General features: G+C 36.1%; 17 protein-coding genes, 1 other RNA gene and 1 pseudogene. 17 read left to right on the forward strand and 2 right to left on the reverse strand.

Annotation, left to right across the window (positions count from 1 at the left end; translation table 11 throughout):
• Positions 1–268 (forward strand): transposase (locus tag AB1422_03595; protein ID MEW6618426.1); only part of this gene is annotated, 268 nt, incomplete at its 5' end.
• A 44-nt stretch (positions 269–312) separates the two neighbouring features.
• On the opposite strand, the gene AB1422_03600 is transcribed toward AB1422_03595, so the two are convergent.
• Positions 313–1,362, reverse strand: coding sequence for a hypothetical protein (locus AB1422_03600; GenBank protein ID MEW6618427.1), 1,050 nt, complete (start codon positions 1,360–1,362; stop codon positions 313–315).
• A 214-nt stretch (positions 1,363–1,576) separates the two neighbouring features.
• On the opposite strand from AB1422_03600, the pseudogene hisI reads away from it, so the two are divergent.
• The 16 genes and pseudogenes from hisI to ssrS all read left to right on the forward strand — a co-directional run bounded on the left by hisI (position 1,577) and on the right by ssrS (position 19,004).
• Positions 1,577–1,882, forward strand: a pseudogene (hisI, locus tag AB1422_03605) (phosphoribosyl-AMP cyclohydrolase).
• 103 nt (positions 1,883–1,985) lie between these two features.
• On the forward strand, positions 1,986–3,464 hold the full coding sequence (trpE, locus tag AB1422_03610; protein ID MEW6618428.1) for an anthranilate synthase component I: 1,479 nt from the start codon (positions 1,986–1,988) through the stop codon (positions 3,462–3,464).
• Positions 3,465–3,520: 56 nt separating this feature from the next.
• Positions 3,521–3,886 carry a hypothetical protein gene (locus AB1422_03615; protein ID MEW6618429.1) on the forward strand — a complete coding sequence of 122 codons (366 nt, stop codon included), beginning with the start codon at positions 3,521–3,523 and terminating at the stop codon, positions 3,884–3,886.
• The gene (locus AB1422_03620; protein ID MEW6618430.1) at positions 3,883–5,559 is read left to right on the forward strand and encodes an ATP-binding protein; all 1,677 of its coding nucleotides are present in this window, start codon (positions 3,883–3,885) and stop codon (positions 5,557–5,559) included. The genes AB1422_03615 and AB1422_03620 overlap by 4 nt, the downstream gene beginning before the upstream one ends.
• A gap of 46 nt (positions 5,560–5,605) precedes the next feature.
• Positions 5,606–7,948, forward strand: coding sequence for a HEAT repeat domain-containing protein (locus tag AB1422_03625; protein ID MEW6618431.1), 2,343 nt, complete (start codon positions 5,606–5,608; stop codon positions 7,946–7,948).
• Complete coding sequence (locus tag AB1422_03630; GenBank protein MEW6618432.1) at positions 7,938–9,104, forward strand: DNA repair exonuclease; 1,167 nt, start codon at positions 7,938–7,940, stop codon at positions 9,102–9,104. Before AB1422_03625 ends, AB1422_03630 begins: the two co-directional genes overlap by 11 nt.
• 152 nt (positions 9,105–9,256) lie before the next feature.
• Positions 9,257–10,291, forward strand: coding sequence for a glycosyltransferase family 9 protein (locus AB1422_03635; GenBank protein ID MEW6618433.1), 1,035 nt, complete (start codon positions 9,257–9,259; stop codon positions 10,289–10,291).
• A gap of 350 nt (positions 10,292–10,641) precedes the next feature.
• Complete coding sequence (locus tag AB1422_03640; protein ID MEW6618434.1) at positions 10,642–11,229, forward strand: DUF4254 domain-containing protein; 588 nt, start codon at positions 10,642–10,644, stop codon at positions 11,227–11,229.
• A gap of 1,327 nt (positions 11,230–12,556) precedes the next feature.
• Complete coding sequence (locus AB1422_03645) at positions 12,557–13,240, forward strand: hypothetical protein (GenBank protein MEW6618435.1); 684 nt, start codon at positions 12,557–12,559, stop codon at positions 13,238–13,240.
• Between the two features lie 530 nt (positions 13,241–13,770).
• On the forward strand, positions 13,771–14,730 hold the full coding sequence (locus AB1422_03650) for a hypothetical protein (protein MEW6618436.1): 960 nt from the start codon (positions 13,771–13,773) through the stop codon (positions 14,728–14,730).
• Positions 14,731–14,808: 78 nt separating this feature from the next.
• Positions 14,809–15,246: a type II 3-dehydroquinate dehydratase gene (aroQ, locus tag AB1422_03655; protein ID MEW6618437.1), complete on the forward strand. Its 438-nt coding sequence runs from the start codon at positions 14,809–14,811 to the stop codon at positions 15,244–15,246.
• A 2-nt stretch (positions 15,247–15,248) separates the two neighbouring features.
• Entirely contained in the window at positions 15,249–15,680 is a 432-nt protein-coding gene (locus tag AB1422_03660; protein ID MEW6618438.1) for a DUF5618 family protein, read from the forward strand.
• A 1-nt stretch (position 15,681) separates the two neighbouring features.
• Complete coding sequence (locus AB1422_03665) at positions 15,682–16,749, forward strand: Xaa-Pro peptidase family protein (GenBank protein ID MEW6618439.1); 1,068 nt, start codon at positions 15,682–15,684, stop codon at positions 16,747–16,749.
• 322 nt (positions 16,750–17,071) lie between these two features.
• A complete protein-coding gene (gene efp, locus AB1422_03670; protein MEW6618440.1) occupies positions 17,072–17,635 on the forward strand; it encodes an elongation factor P in 564 nt (187 codons plus the stop codon).
• A 548-nt stretch (positions 17,636–18,183) separates the two neighbouring features.
• Positions 18,184–18,345, forward strand: coding sequence for a hypothetical protein (locus tag AB1422_03675; GenBank protein MEW6618441.1), 162 nt, complete (start codon positions 18,184–18,186; stop codon positions 18,343–18,345).
• Positions 18,346–18,805: 460 nt separating this feature from the next.
• Positions 18,806–19,004: non-coding RNA, 6S RNA (gene ssrS / locus AB1422_03680), on the forward strand.
• A 290-nt stretch (positions 19,005–19,294) separates the two neighbouring features.
• Here the strand turns inward: ssrS and AB1422_03685 are convergent.
• A complete protein-coding gene (locus tag AB1422_03685) occupies positions 19,295–19,723 on the reverse strand; it encodes a hydrogenase iron-sulfur subunit (protein ID MEW6618442.1) in 429 nt (142 codons plus the stop codon).
• Between the last annotated feature and the right edge of the window lie 11 nt (positions 19,724–19,734).

The raw sequence follows: 19,734 nt of genomic DNA on the forward strand, positions 1-19,734 counted from the left end.
AAAGGAGGCATTTGAAATAGCCAATACAGCGGGGATGAGTGAAAAGGAGTTAGAAATTCAATATAAGCGGCACGATTTTATCCGAATGCAAAGAGGTGCGATAGAGTTTGCCTTAAAACAAGGGTTACAACAAGGAATACAACAGGGAATACAACAAGGTAAAATAGAAGTAGCGAAAAGTCTTTTGAAATTAGGGGAGAAAGTTGAAAAAATATCCCAGGCAACGGGATTAACAATCGAGGAAATTAAGGGTATTAATTTATACTGAAAGACATTAAAGTGTCCCACGATTTGCGATGATTACCTGAATATTTACACCTGTGAACGGTTACCATTTACGGTTACTTGAATTGGAAGGAGGAAATTTTTTGCCTCTTCCTTAAAAAATAATAGTCGAGGTCTTGTTGTTCCAAAATTATACTCGGCAAAAGGTTTTTTTGTAAGAAATTCTTGAGTTTTATCGGGAGAGATGATAATTACGGGCCTGAATATTGCCTCAAAACCTGTTCTGAGTGCTTTATACATTTTTTCTAATGAAACGATTCTGGTTTCATCACCAAATTGCTCTGCAAATGAATGAGTTCCCGTTCTTATTCCTAAATATACGGTTAAATGAGTCGTATATTTTTCTGGATAATGAGTAGCATAATACTTGCCGGTAAGTATATCTCCTGGTAAGACTAAATTAATTGCATTTTCATCTAAGGGTAGATAATCTTTTTTCTCCTTCCAGAAGTCTATTGCCTTTTTTCCAGTAGGGTCTTGTTTTTGATATAAGGCATAGCCGTTATTTAACATCAATTCAACTACTTCCCAGGTGGATGATTTCCAATCACTATCATCAATTAACCCAATCTCTATTAGAAATTTATCTATGGCATCATACTCACCCAATTTGCCATACCAACTTGAATTTAATATCTGATAAATTTCAGGGGAAACTTCAGGGAAAATGTCTGGAGTCTGATTCCATGATTGAATCGTAGTATCCATTATTTCTTTAACCCTGGTAACCCGTAATGAATAATCCAGCATCTCATTTACACTTGTATAACCTAATTCTGTAGATAGTTTTTTAAACCAGACTGCATAAAGCATCTGGATAGTGGCCGTGCAATTATATTTTTCGCCATTATTTGGTATTTCATCTACTGTTAGTTTTTTCCAGAATTTACTTATGTATATAGGAATGGTATTTTCTTCATTCTTAAGGATATGATTTGAGATATTCTCTCCTGTGGTTCGAAGTGCACCTATTTCCTGAGAATAAGAATTTAATATTATCAACACAAATGCAAGAGAAATGACATAAATGACCTTTTTGAATAAGTTGTTATCCTCTATATTTTTTACTTTACCCATTTTTAGATTTCCCTTTTCAAGAAGGTTAAGATTGAGGGAGCAAAAGAAGTTGAGATTTCTCATCCTCTCACCTTCTAATCCTCCCAACTTCTTCTCTTTCTTAACCGTAACCTTTCCTTAACTATATATATCGACAAATTTATTGATTTTCTTAATAATTTTTGTTGACAATAGGTGAAAATAGATGTAAAATCTAACTAATGGAGGTAAATAAATGGAATTAAAATTTGATGACCGTGGATTAATCCCGACAATAATTCAGGATGAGGCGACAAAGGACATTTTAATGCTTGCTTATATGAATAAAGAATCATTACAGAAGACCATAGAAACAGGTAAAACACATTTCTGGAGCAGGTCAAGACAATCACTCTGGTTAAAAGGAGAAACCTCCGGCCATTTTCAATTAGTTAAAGAAATCTGGTATGATTGTGATGAGGATACCTTATTGGTTAAAGTAGAACAAATAGGTAATGTGGCTTGCCATACTGGCGAGCGAAGTTGCTTTTATCGAAAGTTGTATTCTGCAGATGAATAGAACGCAGATGACGCAGATTTAACAGATAGATGCTGATTTTATTGGTCTTTGGTCTATGGTCTGTGGTCTATTTCGGGGAGAATTTATGTATTATCCAACTAAAGAAGAATTTAGACAAAAATCTAAGCAAGGTAATTTAATACCTGTTTATAAAGAGATTCTGGGGGATCTGGAAACCCCTCTTTCTGCTTTCTACAAGATTAGTCAATCAAAATACGCCTATCTTTTAGAAAGTGTAGAGAAGGGAGAAAAGTTGGGCAGATACTCATTTTTAGGTGCAAATCCTTCAATAATTTTTAAATCCAAAGGCAAGAACGGAGTGATTATTAGAGATGGTCAAGAGGAAACTTTTGATGTTGGTGAAGACCCATTAATTCAACTCAAAAAACTAATGAGTCAGTTTAAACCAGTCAAGGTTGATGGGCTACCAAGATTTTATGGAGGAGCAGTGGGTTATTTAAGTTATGATTATGTTAGATTTATTGAGAATCTGCCGGATAAAAATCCAGATGACCTTAATCTACCCCATACATTTTTTGCTATCACCGATACGATTATTATCTTTGACCACCTCCTTCAAACAATAAAAGTAGTCTCAAATGCTCACATAGATAATGACCCGGCTTTATCTTATGAGAAGGCAATAGAACAAATTGAAGGGATAATCACTAAATTACGCCAATCTTTACCAAATCCGAAATCCGAAATCCGAAATCCGAAATCCGAAATCCGATTAGAATCTAACTTTACTAAAGATGGATATGAGAAAATAGTGCGGCAGGCAAAGGAATACATCAAGGCAGGAGATATATTTCAAGTTGTCCCTTCTCAAAGGTTTAGTGGTAAGATTTATTGTGACCCTTTAACTATCTATCGTGCACTAAGAAAGATAAATCCTTCGCCTTATATGTATTATCTAAAATATGATGAGGTTGCAATTGTGGGTTCATCGCCAGAGATTTTGGTGAGATTAGAGGATGGGGAGGTAGAGACAAGACCTATTGCTGGGACCCGACCTCGAGGCAGTAATAAAGAGGCAGATAATGAATATGCTAAAGAGCTATTGGCAGACCCAAAGGAAAATGCAGAACACATTATGTTAGTTGACCTCGGTCGCAATGATATTGGACGGGTTTGTAAATATACAACAATTCACTTGCCTGAATTTAAAGTCATAGAAAAATATTCACATGTTATGCACATTGTTACTTCCGTAAAAGGAAATCTTTTACCTCAGTTCGATGCCTTTAGTTTAATCAGGGCTTGTTTTCCTGCAGGGACAGTTACAGGTGCTCCTAAAGTCAGGGCAATGGAAATAATTGATGAGTTAGAACCTACAAGAAGAGGACCTTATGCTGGTTGTGTTGGATACTTCAGTTTCTCGGGCAATTTAGATACCTGTATTACGATTAGAACTATTGTCATTAAAGATGGTAAAGCATACCTGCAAGCTGGAGGAGGAGTTGTAGCCGATTCAAATCCAGAAACCGAATATTATGAGACAAAAAATAAACTTAAATGCTTAATTGATGCGATTGAATTGGCAGAGAAAGGATTGGAATAAATTTTAAATCTAAAATCTGCAATCTAAAATCAAAAATAATTAGAGGAGGATAAATTATGAGTGTATTGAAGGTTGCTATTAGTAAAAAATATAAGGATATTTTGGAACCTTTCGGAGACTTTCAAGGAGTGGTCAATAACGCTTTAAGAAGATATGTATTAGATATAAGTAGCGAGCGAGTTGAAAAATGTGAGACAGAAATTAAAAAATTAGAGGGAAAGTATCATTGCTCATTTAAAACATTTCTTTCTAAGGTAGGTACAGATAAAGATATTACATTCCTACAACAAATAGAAGAAAAATATCCTATGTGGGAAAGCGATTTTAACCTATGGGAATCCTATATCACGGAGTTGAATAAATGGAAGGAAAAGATGAGTATTATTTTGAAAGGTTATAGGTATAAGAAAGGACTACAATGATGAAAACAAAAAACAACCAACTTATCAAAAAAATAGAAGAATTGAAACTCCTCACTAAAATTAGCCAGATTATCAATTCTACCTTAGATCTGGAAAAATTACTTAAAATAGTTATGGAATTAGTCACACAGATGTTACCTGTGGAATCTTCCTCTTTGATGCTTTTAGATAAAGAAAAGAACGAACTTGTTTTTGAAGTAGCAATTGGTGAGAAGAGTAAGGAGGTAAAAAGGATTACATTCCCTGCAGATAAAGGAATTGCCGGGTGGGTAGTTACAAATCGCAAACCTCTCATAGTTAATAATGTTAGTCAGGATTCACGATTTTATTCAGAAATTGATACTGTTACCCATTATAAAAGTAAATCTATATTATGCGTGCCATTGAAGATAAAACAAAGGATAATTGGTGTTCTGGAGGCAATTAATAAGATTGATGGCGATTTTACAAAGGAGGATGTCCAATTACTCAACACCATTGTTAATCAAATCGCGGTGGCGGTTGAAAATGCACAATTGTATAAAAAACTTGAAAAAAAGGTAGAATTAGCCAATCAGGAATTAATCCATGCTAATAGATTATTACTCCTTGAAAAGGATAAAGTTAAAGCCGTTATTGAAGGGATGGATGACGGTGTTTTTGCTACGGATAACAGTGGTAAGGTAATTTTGTTAAATCATAAATCTGAAAAACTATTAGGAAAAAAGATAGGTTGTTCCCTTAAAGATTTAATCAGAGACGAAGGATTTATTCAAGCATATCAAGAGGCGGGAAGAAAAGGGAGAGTGATAGAAAAAGAACTTAGTTTTAACTTACAACAAATATATAGCGTGATTATTACGCCGATGAAAGAAAAAGGTAAAACAGTTGGTCAGATAGCGGTCATGCGAGACATTACCAAACAAAAAGAAATGGAACGACTAAAGACTAATTTTATTTCCGTTGCCTCACATGAATTAAAAACACCATTAACCTCGATTAAATCTTTAGCCGAGATGCTATTAGATGAAGAATTGGAGCCACAGACACAAAAGGAGTTCACCCAGATTATTAATGATGAGGCAGATAGACTTGCTCGCCTATTAGGAGATTTGATGAATATTTCAAAGATTGATTCAGGGAAAAGAAAAATTAATAAACAACCTCTAATCATAACGGATATATTAGAATCAGTTCGCATAAGATTTAAAGAATTAGCCCGGCGCAATGGGGTGATAATGAATTTTGAGATAGAGGATGATTGTCAAGAAATAGTCGCGGATAAAGATATTATTGATGAAATTTTTATAAATTTAGTCTCAAATGCCATTAAATTTTCTCCAAAAGGTGGAGAGGTAAAAATAGAGGTGAAGAAAATCGAATATGAAAAGTTACCTGAGACGATAAAACACCAATTAGCACTACTTCCATATATCTTGATATCTATAGCGGATACAGGGATTGGTATTGCCAAACAGGAAATGAAACATCTTTTTGTCGATGAGTTCTTCCGGTCAGAAAGAAAAGAGGTTCGTGAAGTAAGTGGAACAGGACTTGGACTAACTATTGTTAAAAGATTAATTACTCGACTTGGCGGAGATATTTTTGTTGAAAGTAAAATTGGTAAAGGAAGTAAATTTTCCTTTGTTCTGCCAGTTATTGGTGGTAAAGGGGTAACACCCTCGGATGGTTGACAAATTAAGATAACATATAGTATACTATTTTCAGGAGGTGAACAAAATGAGGTTAATATGGTTCATTATAATAAGTATTGGCTTAATTGGGCAGGCTTTTTCTGAAGAGATAACCGAAGATTATAAAGCAGAGGCACAATGGCATTATGAAATGGCTTGTGATTGCCTGAAAAAAGAAGACAAAAATCTTACCGAGGCAATCAGAATACTTCACGAGATTGTTGATTACTATGACCCTGACCACTTGCAGGCTTATGAATTACTTATTAAATGTTATGAAGAACTTAAGAATGAGGATAATTTAAAAAGTATCCAGCAAAGATACACCCAAAGGTTACAAATTCAAAAAGAACAGAAACCAAAGAAAGACCAAATCACTGAATATTACACTGGAGGGACGGAAACAAACCAGATTAATGAATTAATCCAAAATCTTAAATTAGCGGATGCAGAAAAACGATATAATGCGGCTGAAAAATTAATCAATAAAGGGGATTTAGTCGTTTCAGCTTTAATTAAGGCACTTGAAAGTAATGATTTGGTTTTGCAAGGTATGGCGTGCTATATCTTAGGGAAAATAGGAAATAACCAGGCAGTAGAGCCACTTATTAATTTATTAAAGCAAGGTGTGCCAGCCAGCAAAATTACCTCAGCAAAGGCATTAGGAGATATTCAGGATAAAAAGGCTATTGTGGAGCTTATCAATGCCTTATCAGAGCCTTATTTTAATCATTACGAAGGGAAATATAAGATAAGGGAGGCGGCGGCAGATGCCCTGTCTAAATATGGTGAAAAGGCACTACCAAAACTTATCCACTCAGCCAGAAGTGATAATGAGGCAACACGCTGGTTCTCCTTAGAGGCATTGCAACGGATGGAATCTATCCCACAAACAGCTACATTGACCTTTATAAATGCCCTGATAGATAAAAATGACCAGGTCAAATTGACCGCAGTTAAGGCACTTGGAAAAATAAGAGATGAAAACTCTATCCCTTCGCTTGCCCGCACACTAAAAAGTAACAATGCAACTATCCGATATTTTGCTGTTCAATCTCTTGGTGAAATTAATTCAAAAGAGTGCATAATGCCTCTTCTGGGAGCATTAAATGATGAGGATACTCAAGTAGTCAATGAGGCAATCAAGGTTTTGGTAAAACTTGGGGCAAAAGACGCTATTAATTCCATTCTGGTGATTGCTCAGGATGAAAAACGACCTGTGACCTCAAGATGGTATGCTATTCGGGCTATTGGGCAGTTGTATGCTCTTGAAGGAATGCCAATTTTAATCAAGGCATTATCAGATGAAAATGAGTGGATAAGAAGTGCGGCCGCAACGGCTTTAAACATTCCAAAAACAATCGAGGATAAAGAATTATTAGAAAAGAAAAAAAAGGCACTGACTTCACTTGGACTTAAATTCGCCCTCACCTCTTCTGCGACCTACGAAGAGGCACGAAAGGCAAGTATTTCAAAGGCACTAAAATTCCTTGTTGCCAATCAACACGAAGATGGCCATTTCCAGAGTGATATTTTCCCATTAGGCGTAACTCAATTAGCACTTTTATGCCTTTTAAAAGAAAGAATAAATGAAGAAGACCCGGTAGTTAAAAAAGGTATTGAATATATGCTCAAACATGCAAACCCAGATGGTAGTTATCTCTCAATAAGTGAGCCGGAAAAGATAAAATGCTCGTATAATACCTCGTTAGCGATAATGGTTTTATCGGCAACTGAAAACCCAATGTATAAAAATCTGGTTGAAAAAAGTATATCCTGGCTTTTGAGTATTCAAGATAAAGATGGCGGTTTTGGGTATGTTGCAGGTGGCAGGTCAGATTTAAGTTCAACAGAGTTTGCCTTAATGGCATTAGATTCTGGATATAAATTCTTAGGACGAGCCAAAACCGATGATGTCTGGATACGGGCATTGGATTACTTAACTCAGCAACAAAATTCAGATGGTGGGTTTGGATATATCAAAGAAAAAGGCACTGTATCTTATGGAAGTATGGGTGCGGCGGGTTTAATTGGGTTTTTACTTTGTAATTTAGACACCGCGGACATTCGAGCAAAAAATGCCCTGCACTGGATTAGCCAGAATTATACCTTAAATGAAAATCCATACGGACCGGCTAAATGGTACGAATATTATATTCATAGCCTGGCTTTTGCACTTGAATTGACTAAAAAAGAAATCATAATTGATAGATATGGTAAGGTGCATTATTGGTATCCAGAGATAGTCAATAAATTGATAAGAATGCAGGATAAAGAAGGTTTTTGGGTAATCTCGCAAGACTGCCTTTTTACAACATATTTTACCCAGGTATTACAAATAAAACCTATGCCAGAAAGCATTGAGTTAAAATTAGAAAATGAAAATTAAAGCAGTTTTAACTTCGGATAATCATTTAAATAATTATTATGCAAAGATGTCGCCGGTGCGGTTAGAAGAGCGTCGGGCGATAATTCGTCAGGCATTTCAACAAACGATTGAATTTAGCCTCGAAAAGCAAGTGAATTTATTTTTACATGCCGGTGACCTGTTTGATATGCCTGACCCTAAAAATACTGAATTAATCTTCATTGCTCGCCAATTCCAGAGGCTAATCAAGAATAATATTCAGGTGTTTTTAATTGGTGGCACACACGATGTCCCTAAAACACGCACCGTGACCACAGAAGGTATTCCACAGCGTATCTTCCATGAAACAGAACAGGCGCATCTTTTATATGATGCCACACAAATCCAGACAGTCAAAACTAAAATTAAGGATTTAGAAATAGTCGTAGGAGGATTGTCATATAATCCTAAACTCATCAAAGGAGATGACCCATTAAGTAATCTCACCTTTCCAGCAATTGGTGATATAAATATTCTTCTCCTTCATTATGGCATTGAAAATCATATACCAGCGGATGTTAATGAACCATTACTAAGATATTCGAGTATTTCCAAATTAGATGGGGTAAATTATGTCTTCGTCGGACATCAACATCGAACAGAGGTGTTTAAAATAGAAGATAAACAGGTTATTATCCCGGGTGCTACGGAACGAATGAGTTTTGGAGAATTATCTAATCCAACGGGATTTTATTATTTAGAGTTAGAAAAAAGTGGTCTATCAAGCCTGGAATATATTAAAATAGAACCTCAGCCAATGATTGAATTTAAGATTTCTTTAGCTACCTTTTCATCATCAGGCGACCCAACCCCATATCTCATCGAAAGATTTTTACCCGTATGTACTCCAGAAGGTATTTTAAAATGTAAAATTATTGGGAGTATCTCTCGGGAGCTTTTTCATAAACTTAGACTTAATGAAATCTGGCAGTTTGGAATGTCACACAACTTCCATTTTGACCTGGATACAAAGGACCTGTTTATTGAAGATGAAATGATAAAGCTAAATTCTTCTAACAGTATAAGTCAGCGAGATGAAATCACTAATGTGGTTGCGGCACTAATTGATGAGGTTCAAGAAGAGGATGAAAAAAGGATAATTCACGAGGCAAAAAATCTTATCTTTTCAAGCATTTGAGGAAAACGCTCATTCGAAAGCAGAATTAAACAAGTTAATTCTGCTTTCGAGGTCTAACCCCACCATCTTTTCCATTTTCCCTTCATTACATCCTGAACACTTACCATTATTTTTAGTTGACAAAAATAAGGATGTAGGATAGAATAAATTTGATGAAAATCAATCCTGATAAAATATTACTCATTCAATTAAGGAGAATAGGTGATGTTTTGATGACTACGCCGGCGGTTAAATCACTTAAAAAACGATTTCAAGAGACAAAAATTACATTCTTGACCGAACCGCCATCTGATGAAATCTTTCGTCACAATCCTTATGTAGATGAAATCTTACTCCATAATCGCCATTTTAAAGCAAAGGATTATCTGAAATTCATCCAAGAATTACGCAAAAGGCGATTTGATTTAGCCATAGATTTTTTTAGTAATCCTCGCAGTGCACAGATAGCCTTTTTTAGTGGGGCAACACATCGAATTGGATTTAACTTTCGTGGTCGAGCCTGGTTATATACCTCAAATGTAAATTTACCTCAGGATAAAAATCTTTATTCCGCCATTCATAAATTACATCTGTTAAAACCACTGGGAATAGATGTAGAAGATTGTCAAATTGAGTTTTTTTGTTCATCACAAGATTATGAATATGCCAGGGAACTAACAAGAAAGTTAGGAATTACGGCTAATGATTTCGTTATCGCCCTTTGTCCAGTTTCAAGGCGAGAATATAGAGTTTTGCCAGCAGAAAAATTTGCCTGGATTTCAGATAGTTTAATTAAAAAATACAACGCTAAAATTCTATTTATGTGGGGTTATGATGAAAAGGGTTTTATTGATAAGGTAAAGTCCCGGATGAAGTATGCCGAGAGGACATTCGATGATTATGAAATCCCAACGATTAGTCAGGTTAGGGCTCTTTTTGAAAAAGTCAATCTTTACATCGGAAATGATAATGGCATCAGACATATTGCGATTGCCGCTGGAACTCCAACGGTAACTGCTTTTGGACAATCAAACCCTTTTAACTGGACACCACCTGAGAGTAAATTCCACCAGTTTGTAGATTATGACCCCGGTTGTAAAGAAAAGTGTAATGCTGCCAGATGTAAAGTCTATCGCTGTATCACTGAGATAAGTGAGATAGAGTATCTTAAAAAGATTGAAGAGTTGATACAACGCATTGGTCATTAGTTATTTGGCTAAACACTTACGATTTGAGGAAAAACGGGCATGAGTCTGCGACTCACAAAGGGGGATGAAAATTAAGGGACTCGGGACTCGGGGCTCGGGATTCGGGAATAAAAGAATCCCCTAACCTCTTAATCTCCCGCCAGCGGGGAGATAAAAAAATAAAAATCTGTGTCCTCTGCGAAATCTGCGGATTATTTTCAGGGGAAACGGACATGAGCTAGGGCTCACAAAGGGCAATGAAAATGGGAGAAGGACAACCCCCTAACCCCCTTTATTAAGGGGGAATTGCTGAGAGTTTCTTTCTTCCCGAATCCCGAGTCCCGAGTCCCGATTTTCAGGAGGAAGTAAAAATGTTTGATGTAATGTTAATAAAGGAATTTTATACTGATTATCTGGTTAAATGGCATCAGGATGAGTATCTTGAGATTGAGAATTACGAAGAAATTTATCAGATTATTTATAACTTGCATTTGACTAATTATCGTTTGTGGCATCAAGAAGATATTGCTCGGAGAACAGATGTGGCTGATAGGGTTATTGCAGATGTAAAGCAGAAGATTGATAAGTTAAATCAGAATAGAAATGATACTATTGAAAAGATTGATGAATATCTATGCCAGATATTACACCCACAAAACCTTTCTTTGCCAATGAATTCAGAAACCCCGGGAAGTATTCTGGACAGAATGTCGATACTTTCGCTTAAGATATACCATATGACTGAGGAGACAAAAAGGATAGATGTAGATTCTGAACATATAAAAACCTGCCAGGAAAAAGTCCATATCTTGAAAGAACAATTCGATGATTTAAAAAATTGCCTTGAGGTTTTGCTTGAGGAAATTTTTACTGGTAAGAAAAGACTTAAAGTCTATCGCCAATTTAAGATGTATAATGACCCACGGCTAAATCCACAACTTCGAGAAATTACCCACTAATCTTCTCCTTTCGGCTAATCAAAAAGTGTAACCGTTCAGGTAATCCTTTACCGCAGAGACGCAGAGAAACAGAGAAGACATAGAAATAAAGTAACTATTCAGCCACTGATTAACACGGATTAGCACGGATAAAAAAATAAAATCAGTGTTTCATCTGTGTCCATCTGTGGCTGAATAGTTATCAATAAATTTTAATTTTTTCTCTGCGTCTCTGTGTCTCTGCGGTGAACGGTTACGAGGAAAATATCTTTTTTTCGTGTTTTTCGCGTTTTTCGGTGTTTATAGCAGTTATTATTCAAAACTTTACTTAGAATTAAATACTCGTAACTACTCGTAGTGAATTAACAAGTTATGCGTGAACCATTACTACACTATGTCAAATTAGTGCTATAACTCTCTATATTTTTAGACAATTATGTCCATTTGGCTTGCCTTCCCCTATTTCTTATGATAAAATGGGAAAAAACAGAATGTGAAAATTCTACCTCATCCTTCATTTAATGTCCCATAGGGACAATATATCGGTAGAAATAAATATCATACAAATAATGTCCCATAGGGACAATATATCGGTAAATGGTTTTCCATAAATTTTCTACCAATATATCGTTCCTACGGAACTGATTGATTTATCTATCTATTCCTACCGATATTATGATCCTAACGGAACGATTATTCTCATGCCTTATTTATGGGTATTATCTTATGTAAACTTCCAGTTAATAACCGCTATAAAAAGGCTTAAAAACAGTTAGTCGAAAGTAAGTATTAAAAGATTAATAAACAACGAAAGACCCGAAATGCACAAAAAAAGGAAATTTCTGTCTCTGGTGAATAGATTTTAATTTTTTCTCTGCGTCTCTGTGTCTCTGCGGTGAACAGTTACCAAAAAGTCCAATAATTGAACAAAAATTTATCAGTAGTTTAAAATTTAATCATAGTTGTTTAAAAGTTAGAAAAAAGGTTTGAAGTGAGTTTTTAATTTACCGAAAGAGCATCTTTCTATAACTTTAGTTGTATCAATATGTTAGATATGAAGTAGTGGTCAGGGGCTTTAGTTAGCATAAGATTTGCTCCTCTATATTATTGTAAAATCCCTTTCAATCGTCAACCCTATCGTAAAAGGGAAATGGGGCAAAATAAAGATGTTAAATACCCTAAATAAGGTGGTCAAATAGAAAAATTGACACAGATTTTTGCCCCAGGACTAATTAAAATTGGTAACTGGTTAAATGGTAAGTAATTACCATTCACCAGTTATCATTACCAAATTAAAGGAGGTGAAAAAGGAGGTCCTTCTTAAAAAAATTAAAGGAGGAAAGAAAAAATGAAAAGATTAATTATTGGGTTAGTAAGTATTTTAGGACTGCTATGGGCAACCAGTGCCATAGCCGATGTGGAAGACAAAACAGTTCAGGTGAAATTAGTGGTTCTCCAGATTATCGACTTAGAGGTAACAGCACCAGATACGGTTGTCCCCACAGCAGAAGATTATGCAGTGGATGCGGCACATGATCAGAAATATAGCTGGGTGGCAGATTGTGACCCATCACCAGATTCGATGGGATTTGCAGACAGAGCAGATGCGCTACAAGTAACGATATTCACAAATGCGAAAAGTGGAGCGACAGTTTATTTCTACGGTAATCCCAATCCTGTTCATAACGAATCTCTACAGAATAAAGATGTTTATTTATCCGTGAACCGCGAGAAAACCTATGTGTTAATGAACGCGCCAGACGGAACACCAGCCGCAGAGGATGATTTAGATGTAACTGAGGGTATAGATGGTGCATGGGCAAATGCTAATACAGCAATTGATGGGACTCACAAGTGCAAGTGGATACAAACCCACAATGAAGCTAAAGAGTTTTTTGGAGTTACAGAAGCTACGGAAGCAGCAAGACTTTGGTCCCTCCAATTAGGAATTGCCTGTTTATCCGAATATACGGAAAGTACAGACGCTGGCTACACGATGGACCTAACATTTATCTTGATGCCTCGTGTTTAATTTAACTCAACTTCTCAACATAAAAAAGGACCTCCTTTTCATAAAAATAAAGAGGGAGAAAAAATATTCTCCCTCTTTTTATTTTTTTCCCCATATAATCTCCATATTTCCTTCAGACACACGGAAAAAGGTTACCTGCTTTTATTACCCCCCAGTCAGGAAAAACGGTCATCTCCACGACGTGGACACAAAGAACAATGAAAATAGCACGCTGATGACGCGGAGGTCGCGGATATTTCGCGGATAAAAAATATATTATAGAAAAATCCGCTAAAATCCGTTAAATCCGCGTTATCCGTGTGCTATTTTAACATTATTTTTCAGGAGAACGCTCATGAACCGTAGGTTCACAACAGGAGAATGAAAATAGGGGAAAAACAGGGTGGAGGAAAGATTTTCTCTCTACTCTCTACTCTCTACTTTCTACTCTCTACTTCCTATTTTCATGAGAATTCCCTATTTCACTAACGCATTACCTTCACCCTATTTTTATTATTGACAAACTGTAAAGTAAATGGTATAGTTTAATTATGCCAAATAATTATGAACAGATTGATTTAAGTAAAATAAAGACATATCCAATAAAAAACCGTAAAAATCTGGTCAAACTAAAAGATTTTGTTAGACTTCTACCCAGAGATGCTGCTCTTAAAGAGTTTATTGATTCCCTGCCCGATATTTTAAAAGGGGCTGATTTGAAGGAATTAATAAAGTCTATCTGCCAGGCATATCACCAAAAGAGACCTATTTTATGGGCTTGTGGAGCCCATGTAATAAAATGTGGGTTGTCACCCCTGATTATTGAACTAATGAAAAAAGGTTTAGTAAATTGTCTTTCGCTAAATGGTGCCGGGATTATTCATGATTTTGAGATTGCCTTGATAGGTGAAACATCAGAGGATGTCTCAAAAAGTCTTTTAGATGGTTCCTTTGGTATGGCAAAGGAAACCGGTGAACTAATTAATGAGGCAATTATTGATGGGGCAAGACATAATCTTGGGATTGGCAGGGCAGTTGGTAAGATGATTTCAGAACAAAAACTTAAATATCGAGAATATAGTATTTTATATCAGGGGTTTGAATTAAATATCCCTATTACAGTCCATGTGGCTATTGGCACGGATATTATTCATCAACATCCAAATGCCTCAGGTGAGGCAATTGGTAAAGGCAGTATGATTGATTTTCACATTTTTACTAACCAGGTGGCTAATTTAGAGGGTGGGGTGTTTATAAATATAGGTTCGGCGGTAATCATCCCGGAGGTATTTTTAAAGGCATTAACGATTGTTCGAAATTTAAACTACACGGTGGAAGATTTTGTCACTGCTAACTTTGATATGATGATACAATATCGACCAATGTCCAATATCGTTAAAAGACCAACGCTAAAAGCCGGAAAAGGATATTCATTTATTGGTCATCATGAAATAATGATGCCACTTTTGGCTTATGGGATATTGGCGGAAATTCAGAGCAACGAAGGTTGATATTAACTGCGTTTACCCTGTGTCTATGCATAAAAATTAATTGCATTTTATTTAGTAATATGTTATAATGTGAGGTAAATGAATAAAATATTGGTTATCCACGGTCCTAATCTAAATTTATTAGGGAAAAGAGAACCCGAAGTCTATGGGAATATAACCCTTGCGGAGATTAATCAAAGATTAAAAGAATTAGCCAATGAAAAGCAAATAGACCTGAAAATCATTCAGAGTAATCATGAAGGTGAGATTGTAGATGAGATTGGCAAGGCAGACGCTAAATTTATTATAATTAATCCCGGGGCATTTACGCATACAAGTATTGCTATTCGTGATGCCATCGCCGCCACAGGTATTCCAACGATAGAGGTGCATCTATCTAATATTTATAAAAGAGAGGAATTCAGGCATAAATCCCTGATTGCACCTGTTTGTATTGGACAAATTAGTGGTTTTGGAGTGACTGGTTATCTGTTAGCCTTCCAGTCTGCTATTGAATTGATGAAAAGTGGAGGGTAGATGTGAAGAAAGAAAAAGAATATGATAAGAAATCTTTAGCCTCAGATTATTTTAATGAGGCAGTTAGATTCTATAAGAATGGAAAAGAGATATTAAAAAATGTCCCGATTGTATATAAAAGTTACGAGGATTCAAAACCCGTAGCAGAGGCAGCCGGAATATGTTATCTTAGTATGCTGAAAGCTTTAGATGGGTATCTTATTCTAAAAGGGATAGATAAGGCTAATTTACCTACTTCTTATCAGGGCTATTGGCAAACATTATCTAAAGATATGGTTCATAATGGTAAGGTAAAATCTGCCATAAAAATTGCTTACGAGAACCTTCATATCTTTGGTTATTATCGAGGTGGAACTGGAGTTTCAATGATAAAAGAAGGTTTTCAGTGTGCTAAATTTGTGATTGAACATCTATCTCATAAAAAAATTACCTAACATGGATAGAATCAACAAATTACAAACGATATTATCAAAAAAGAAATTAGATGGATTATTGGTATCTAATATCACCAATGTTCAGTATCTAACAGGATTTACAGGCTCTTCGGCTGATTTGTTGGTTACTTCCCAAAAGATATACTTTATTACGGATTCAAGATACCTTGAACAGGCACAAAAAGAAGTCCATCAGGGTGTTGAGTTCATTAAAGAAGAAAAAGGGTTAGTTAAGACCTTAAAAAAACTCCTGCCAAAACAAAAACTTAAAAATTTAGGTTTAGAAACTGATTACCTGACTTATACTCAATATCAAAAACTCGTTAAAGAATTAACATTTGTAGAATTAGTTCCAACCGAAGGATTGGTTTATAAGTTAAGATTAATCAAAGAGAAAGATGAAATACAGAAGATAAAATATGCCTGTCAAATAGCAGAAGATGCCTTTAAAGTCCTATTACCGTTTATCAATGAGGGTATGAGTGAGCATGATGTTGCCATTGAGTTAGAGTATTTAATCAAGAAAAAAGGCGGCGAGATTGCCTTTGAGACAATTGTTGCTTCAGGCTGGCGTTCAAGTCTGCCGCATGGAAAACCATCTCATAAAAAATTAAAGATGGGTGATTTTGTTATATTTGATTTTGGGGCGAGATTTAAAGGTTATAATTGCGATTTAACTCGCACTTTAATCCTTGGTAAGCCATCGCCAAGACAAAAATTAGTTTATCAATCTGTCAAAAACGCACAAGAAAAGGTATTAGAGAATTTAAGAGCCGGGGTAGAATTTGCTGAGGTAGATAAAATTGCCCGTGAAAAAATTGCCGAAAACGGTTTAAAACGATTCTTTGGACATAACTTAGGACATGGTATAGGCATTGAGGTTCACGAAATACCTCATATATCTTCTTCAAATAAAACCTTAATGAAATCAGGTATGGTTGTAACCATTGAACCGGGTATCTACATTCCAAACTTCGGTGGAGTAAGAATCGAAGATACAGTGCTGATAACTGAGAATGGGCATAAGGTATTAAGCGATAATGTGTCTAAAGAATTGATTGCATTATGAACTGATAACTAATTACCATTCACCAGTTACCAATAGGGTTCTGCAAAATAGGATTTGGGGGAGACAATAAATAAATATTAAATATTAAATATCAAAATGCAAAATTACAAATCAAATTTCAAGTTGATAGTTGATAGTTTATAGTTGATAAGTTGAAGGACTATAGACTATAAACTATAAACCATAAACTATAAACGAGTTTTGCATTTTGCTCTTTGGAGGAAATTGATAAAAATAGAGGTTTTAAATACCCGCTTAAAAACTACAGTTTCTTAGTTTTGCAGGACTCTACAGTTACCAATTTTAAGGAGGGTTAAAATAAATGATTGGTGCAAATGATTTAAGACCAGGAATGACGATTGAATTGAATGGAGAGATTTTCTCCTGCACAGAATTCCAGCATATCAAGCCGGGTAAAGGAGGGGCATTTGTCCGATTAAAATTAAAAAATTTTAGTACCGGCGCGGTTATAGATAAAACCGTTAGACCAGAGGAAAAATTCCCATTAGTCAGAATATCCCGCAAACCTATGCAATATCTTTATCAGGAGGGAGGTAATTACTACTTTATGGATACCGAATCTTATGAACAATTCGGGCTCTCAAAAGATATACTAAGTAGTAATGTCAATTACCTGAAAGAGAATATGGAGGTAACGGTTTTATTCCATGATGAGACGATAATCGGCATAGAATTACCAGTAACGATAGAACTAAAGGTTATCACCACTGAACCAGGTTTTAAAGGAAATACCGTTTCAGGTGCAACTAAACAGGCAGAATTGGAAACAGGATTAAAGGTCCAGGTGCCTTTATTTGTAGAGGAAGGTGAAATCCTTAAAATCGATACTCGCACTGGAGAATATATAGAGAGGGTAAGAGGTTAGAAGTAAAGTAAGTATTTAGCCATCTAAAGTGAAACAACAGGCAGTGGTTGTTAGGTTTCAGGAGAAACGGTCATGAGCCTGCGGCACACAAAGGGGGATGAAAATTAAGGGACTCGGGACTCGGGGCTCGGGATTCGGGAATAAAAGAATCCCCTAACCTTTTAATCTCCCGCCAGTGGGGAGATAAAAAAATAAAAATCTGTGTAATCTGCGAAATCTGCGGATATTTTTAGGAGAAACCAGGTATGAACCTGCGGTTCACAAACGAGGATGAAAATTGAGCATAGAGATTAGAGATTAGCAAGAGTGCAGGTTCTAATTCACTAATTCTCTAATCTCTAATTAACTATTTTCAGGAGAAACGGACATGAGCCAAGGCTCACAAAGGGCAATGAAAATGGGAGAAGGACAACCCCCTAACCCCCTTTATTAAGGGGGAATATGTGTTCTAAACCAGAGGATACGAGTCTGTGGATACTATACTAATTCGCTAATCTCTAATTCACTAATTCGCTATTTTCAGGGGAAATAGTGGTAGGAGATAGAAGGTGGGAGGTAAGGAGATAAGCGGGAGGAGTGATGTTTTCTTTACTTTCTACTTTCTACTCTCTACTTTCTACTTCCTATTTTCAGGAGAAACGGACATGAGCCAAGGCTCACAAAGGGCAATGAAAATGGGAGAAGGACAACCCCCTAACCCCCTTTATTAAGGGGGAATATGTGTTCTAAACCAGAGGATACGAGTCTGTGGATACTATACTAATTCGCTAATCTCTAATTCACTAATTCGCTATTTTCAGGGGAAATGTATAACTGAAAGGTAATGAGTCTTGCGAAGGACTAAAATTTCCCATTTTTCATTTCCTATTTTACATTTTACATTTATTTTTCCTTTGCGTCTCTGCGATGAATTAGTCTAATCGCACAGGTGGGGATTTTTCCGTGTTTCATCCGTGTCCATCTGTGGCTGAATAGTTACGATTTAGTTTATAATTCTTCGTGCCCTTCGTGTTCTTCGTGGTTTTAAAAGATGTGAGAAAGGTTAATCTAACCGCACAGGTGGAAAAAATTACCTTTGCATCCTTTGCGTCCCCAAAAATTTATAAAAATTTTCTATTGACTTTTGGGAGAAAAGTATGATATACTATAATTAGAATGAAACACAGGTGTGAGTCCCTACCGTGTTTGTGATGAAATGGTTTTTTTTTGAGCTAGCACCTTTTTATAGGGAGCTTTACAACTCTGAGTGTGGCATGCAGACTGCCTTTTAAAAAGGTGTAAGTAGAAGCATCAAAGCACTTAGGTGAGCACCCACTTACACAAAAGGGTTCAAAAATTCCATTTCACACGGCATTATGGTGGGGACTTTTTTTGTGGGGACAAATAGGGTCAAACCAATACTGTTTGGAATGATTTTTGGCAGGATTCAAATCAGGACAGGTGAAACTTCCATGCCCCTGTAGGGCACAAATGACGATGAAAATGTAGTTTTGTAACTCAAATAATTACAATAACTTACGAACATTTTCAAGGGAAATCGAACTGGATTCGTGGTTCGGGAAAGTATAGGACGCAGATAAACGCAGATTTTCAGGATTTTTAAATATACATCCTGATAATCTGCGAAAATCTGCGTCCCATAACCTATTTTCAGGAGAATTACTTTGTCACCTTATTCCTGAGTGGACTTGGTCCCAGTTCTTGTATTTTATTTGTCATTTCTCGGGCGACTTCAGCGAATTTTGGTCCCATTGAGGCACTCATATTGAACATTTCAAGGCGATTACCACCAATACCGGTTTCATCCAGTAGTTTTTTTGCTCTGGCAACACGGCGTTTTGCCTTGATATTGCCATCAATGAAATGGCAGTTTCCTTCCAGGCAACCCGCCACATAGACACCATCTGCCCCATCTTCAAATGCCTTCAACAGATACAAAATATCTACCTTGCCAGTGCAGGGCAATTTGATAATTTTAACATTAGCTGGGTAATTAAGTCTCATTGACCCAGCCAGGTCTGCCGCCCCGTAAGCACAATAATGACAGCAAAAAGCTACAATCTCGGGCTCAAAATTGTTATTAGTCATCTTTACGGACT

Source organism: bacterium, from assembly GCA_040757115.1.
In the GTDB taxonomy this organism is placed as follows: domain Bacteria; phylum UBA9089; class CG2-30-40-21; order CG2-30-40-21; family SBAY01; genus JBFLXS01.

Excerpts from the sequence above, each read along its gene's own strand:
- AB1422_03640 (MEW6618434.1), top strand. The coding sequence starts at position 10,642 with ATGTTTGATGTAATGTTAATAAAGGAATTTTATACTGATTATCTGGTT.
- AB1422_03650 (MEW6618436.1), top strand. The coding sequence starts at position 13,771 with ATGCCAAATAATTATGAACAGATTGATTTAAGTAAAATAAAGACATAT.
- AB1422_03620 (MEW6618430.1), top strand. The coding sequence starts at position 3,883 with ATGATGAAAACAAAAAACAACCAACTTATCAAAAAAATAGAAGAATTG.
- AB1422_03625 (MEW6618431.1), top strand. The coding sequence starts at position 5,606 with ATGAGGTTAATATGGTTCATTATAATAAGTATTGGCTTAATTGGGCAG.
- efp (MEW6618440.1), top strand. The coding sequence starts at position 17,072 with ATGATTGGTGCAAATGATTTAAGACCAGGAATGACGATTGAATTGAAT.
- AB1422_03645 (MEW6618435.1), top strand. The coding sequence starts at position 12,557 with ATGAAAAGATTAATTATTGGGTTAGTAAGTATTTTAGGACTGCTATGG.
- AB1422_03600 (MEW6618427.1), bottom strand. The coding sequence starts at position 1,362 with ATGGGTAAAGTAAAAAATATAGAGGATAACAACTTATTCAAAAAGGTC.
- AB1422_03685 (MEW6618442.1), bottom strand. The coding sequence starts at position 19,723 with ATGACTAATAACAATTTTGAGCCCGAGATTGTAGCTTTTTGCTGTCAT.
- aroQ (MEW6618437.1), top strand. The coding sequence starts at position 14,809 with ATGAATAAAATATTGGTTATCCACGGTCCTAATCTAAATTTATTAGGG.
- AB1422_03635 (MEW6618433.1), top strand. The coding sequence starts at position 9,257 with ATGAAAATCAATCCTGATAAAATATTACTCATTCAATTAAGGAGAATA.
- AB1422_03630 (MEW6618432.1), top strand. The coding sequence starts at position 7,938 with ATGAAAATTAAAGCAGTTTTAACTTCGGATAATCATTTAAATAATTAT.
- AB1422_03665 (MEW6618439.1), top strand. The coding sequence starts at position 15,682 with ATGGATAGAATCAACAAATTACAAACGATATTATCAAAAAAGAAATTA.
- trpE (MEW6618428.1), top strand. The coding sequence starts at position 1,986 with ATGTATTATCCAACTAAAGAAGAATTTAGACAAAAATCTAAGCAAGGT.
- AB1422_03615 (MEW6618429.1), top strand. The coding sequence starts at position 3,521 with ATGAGTGTATTGAAGGTTGCTATTAGTAAAAAATATAAGGATATTTTG.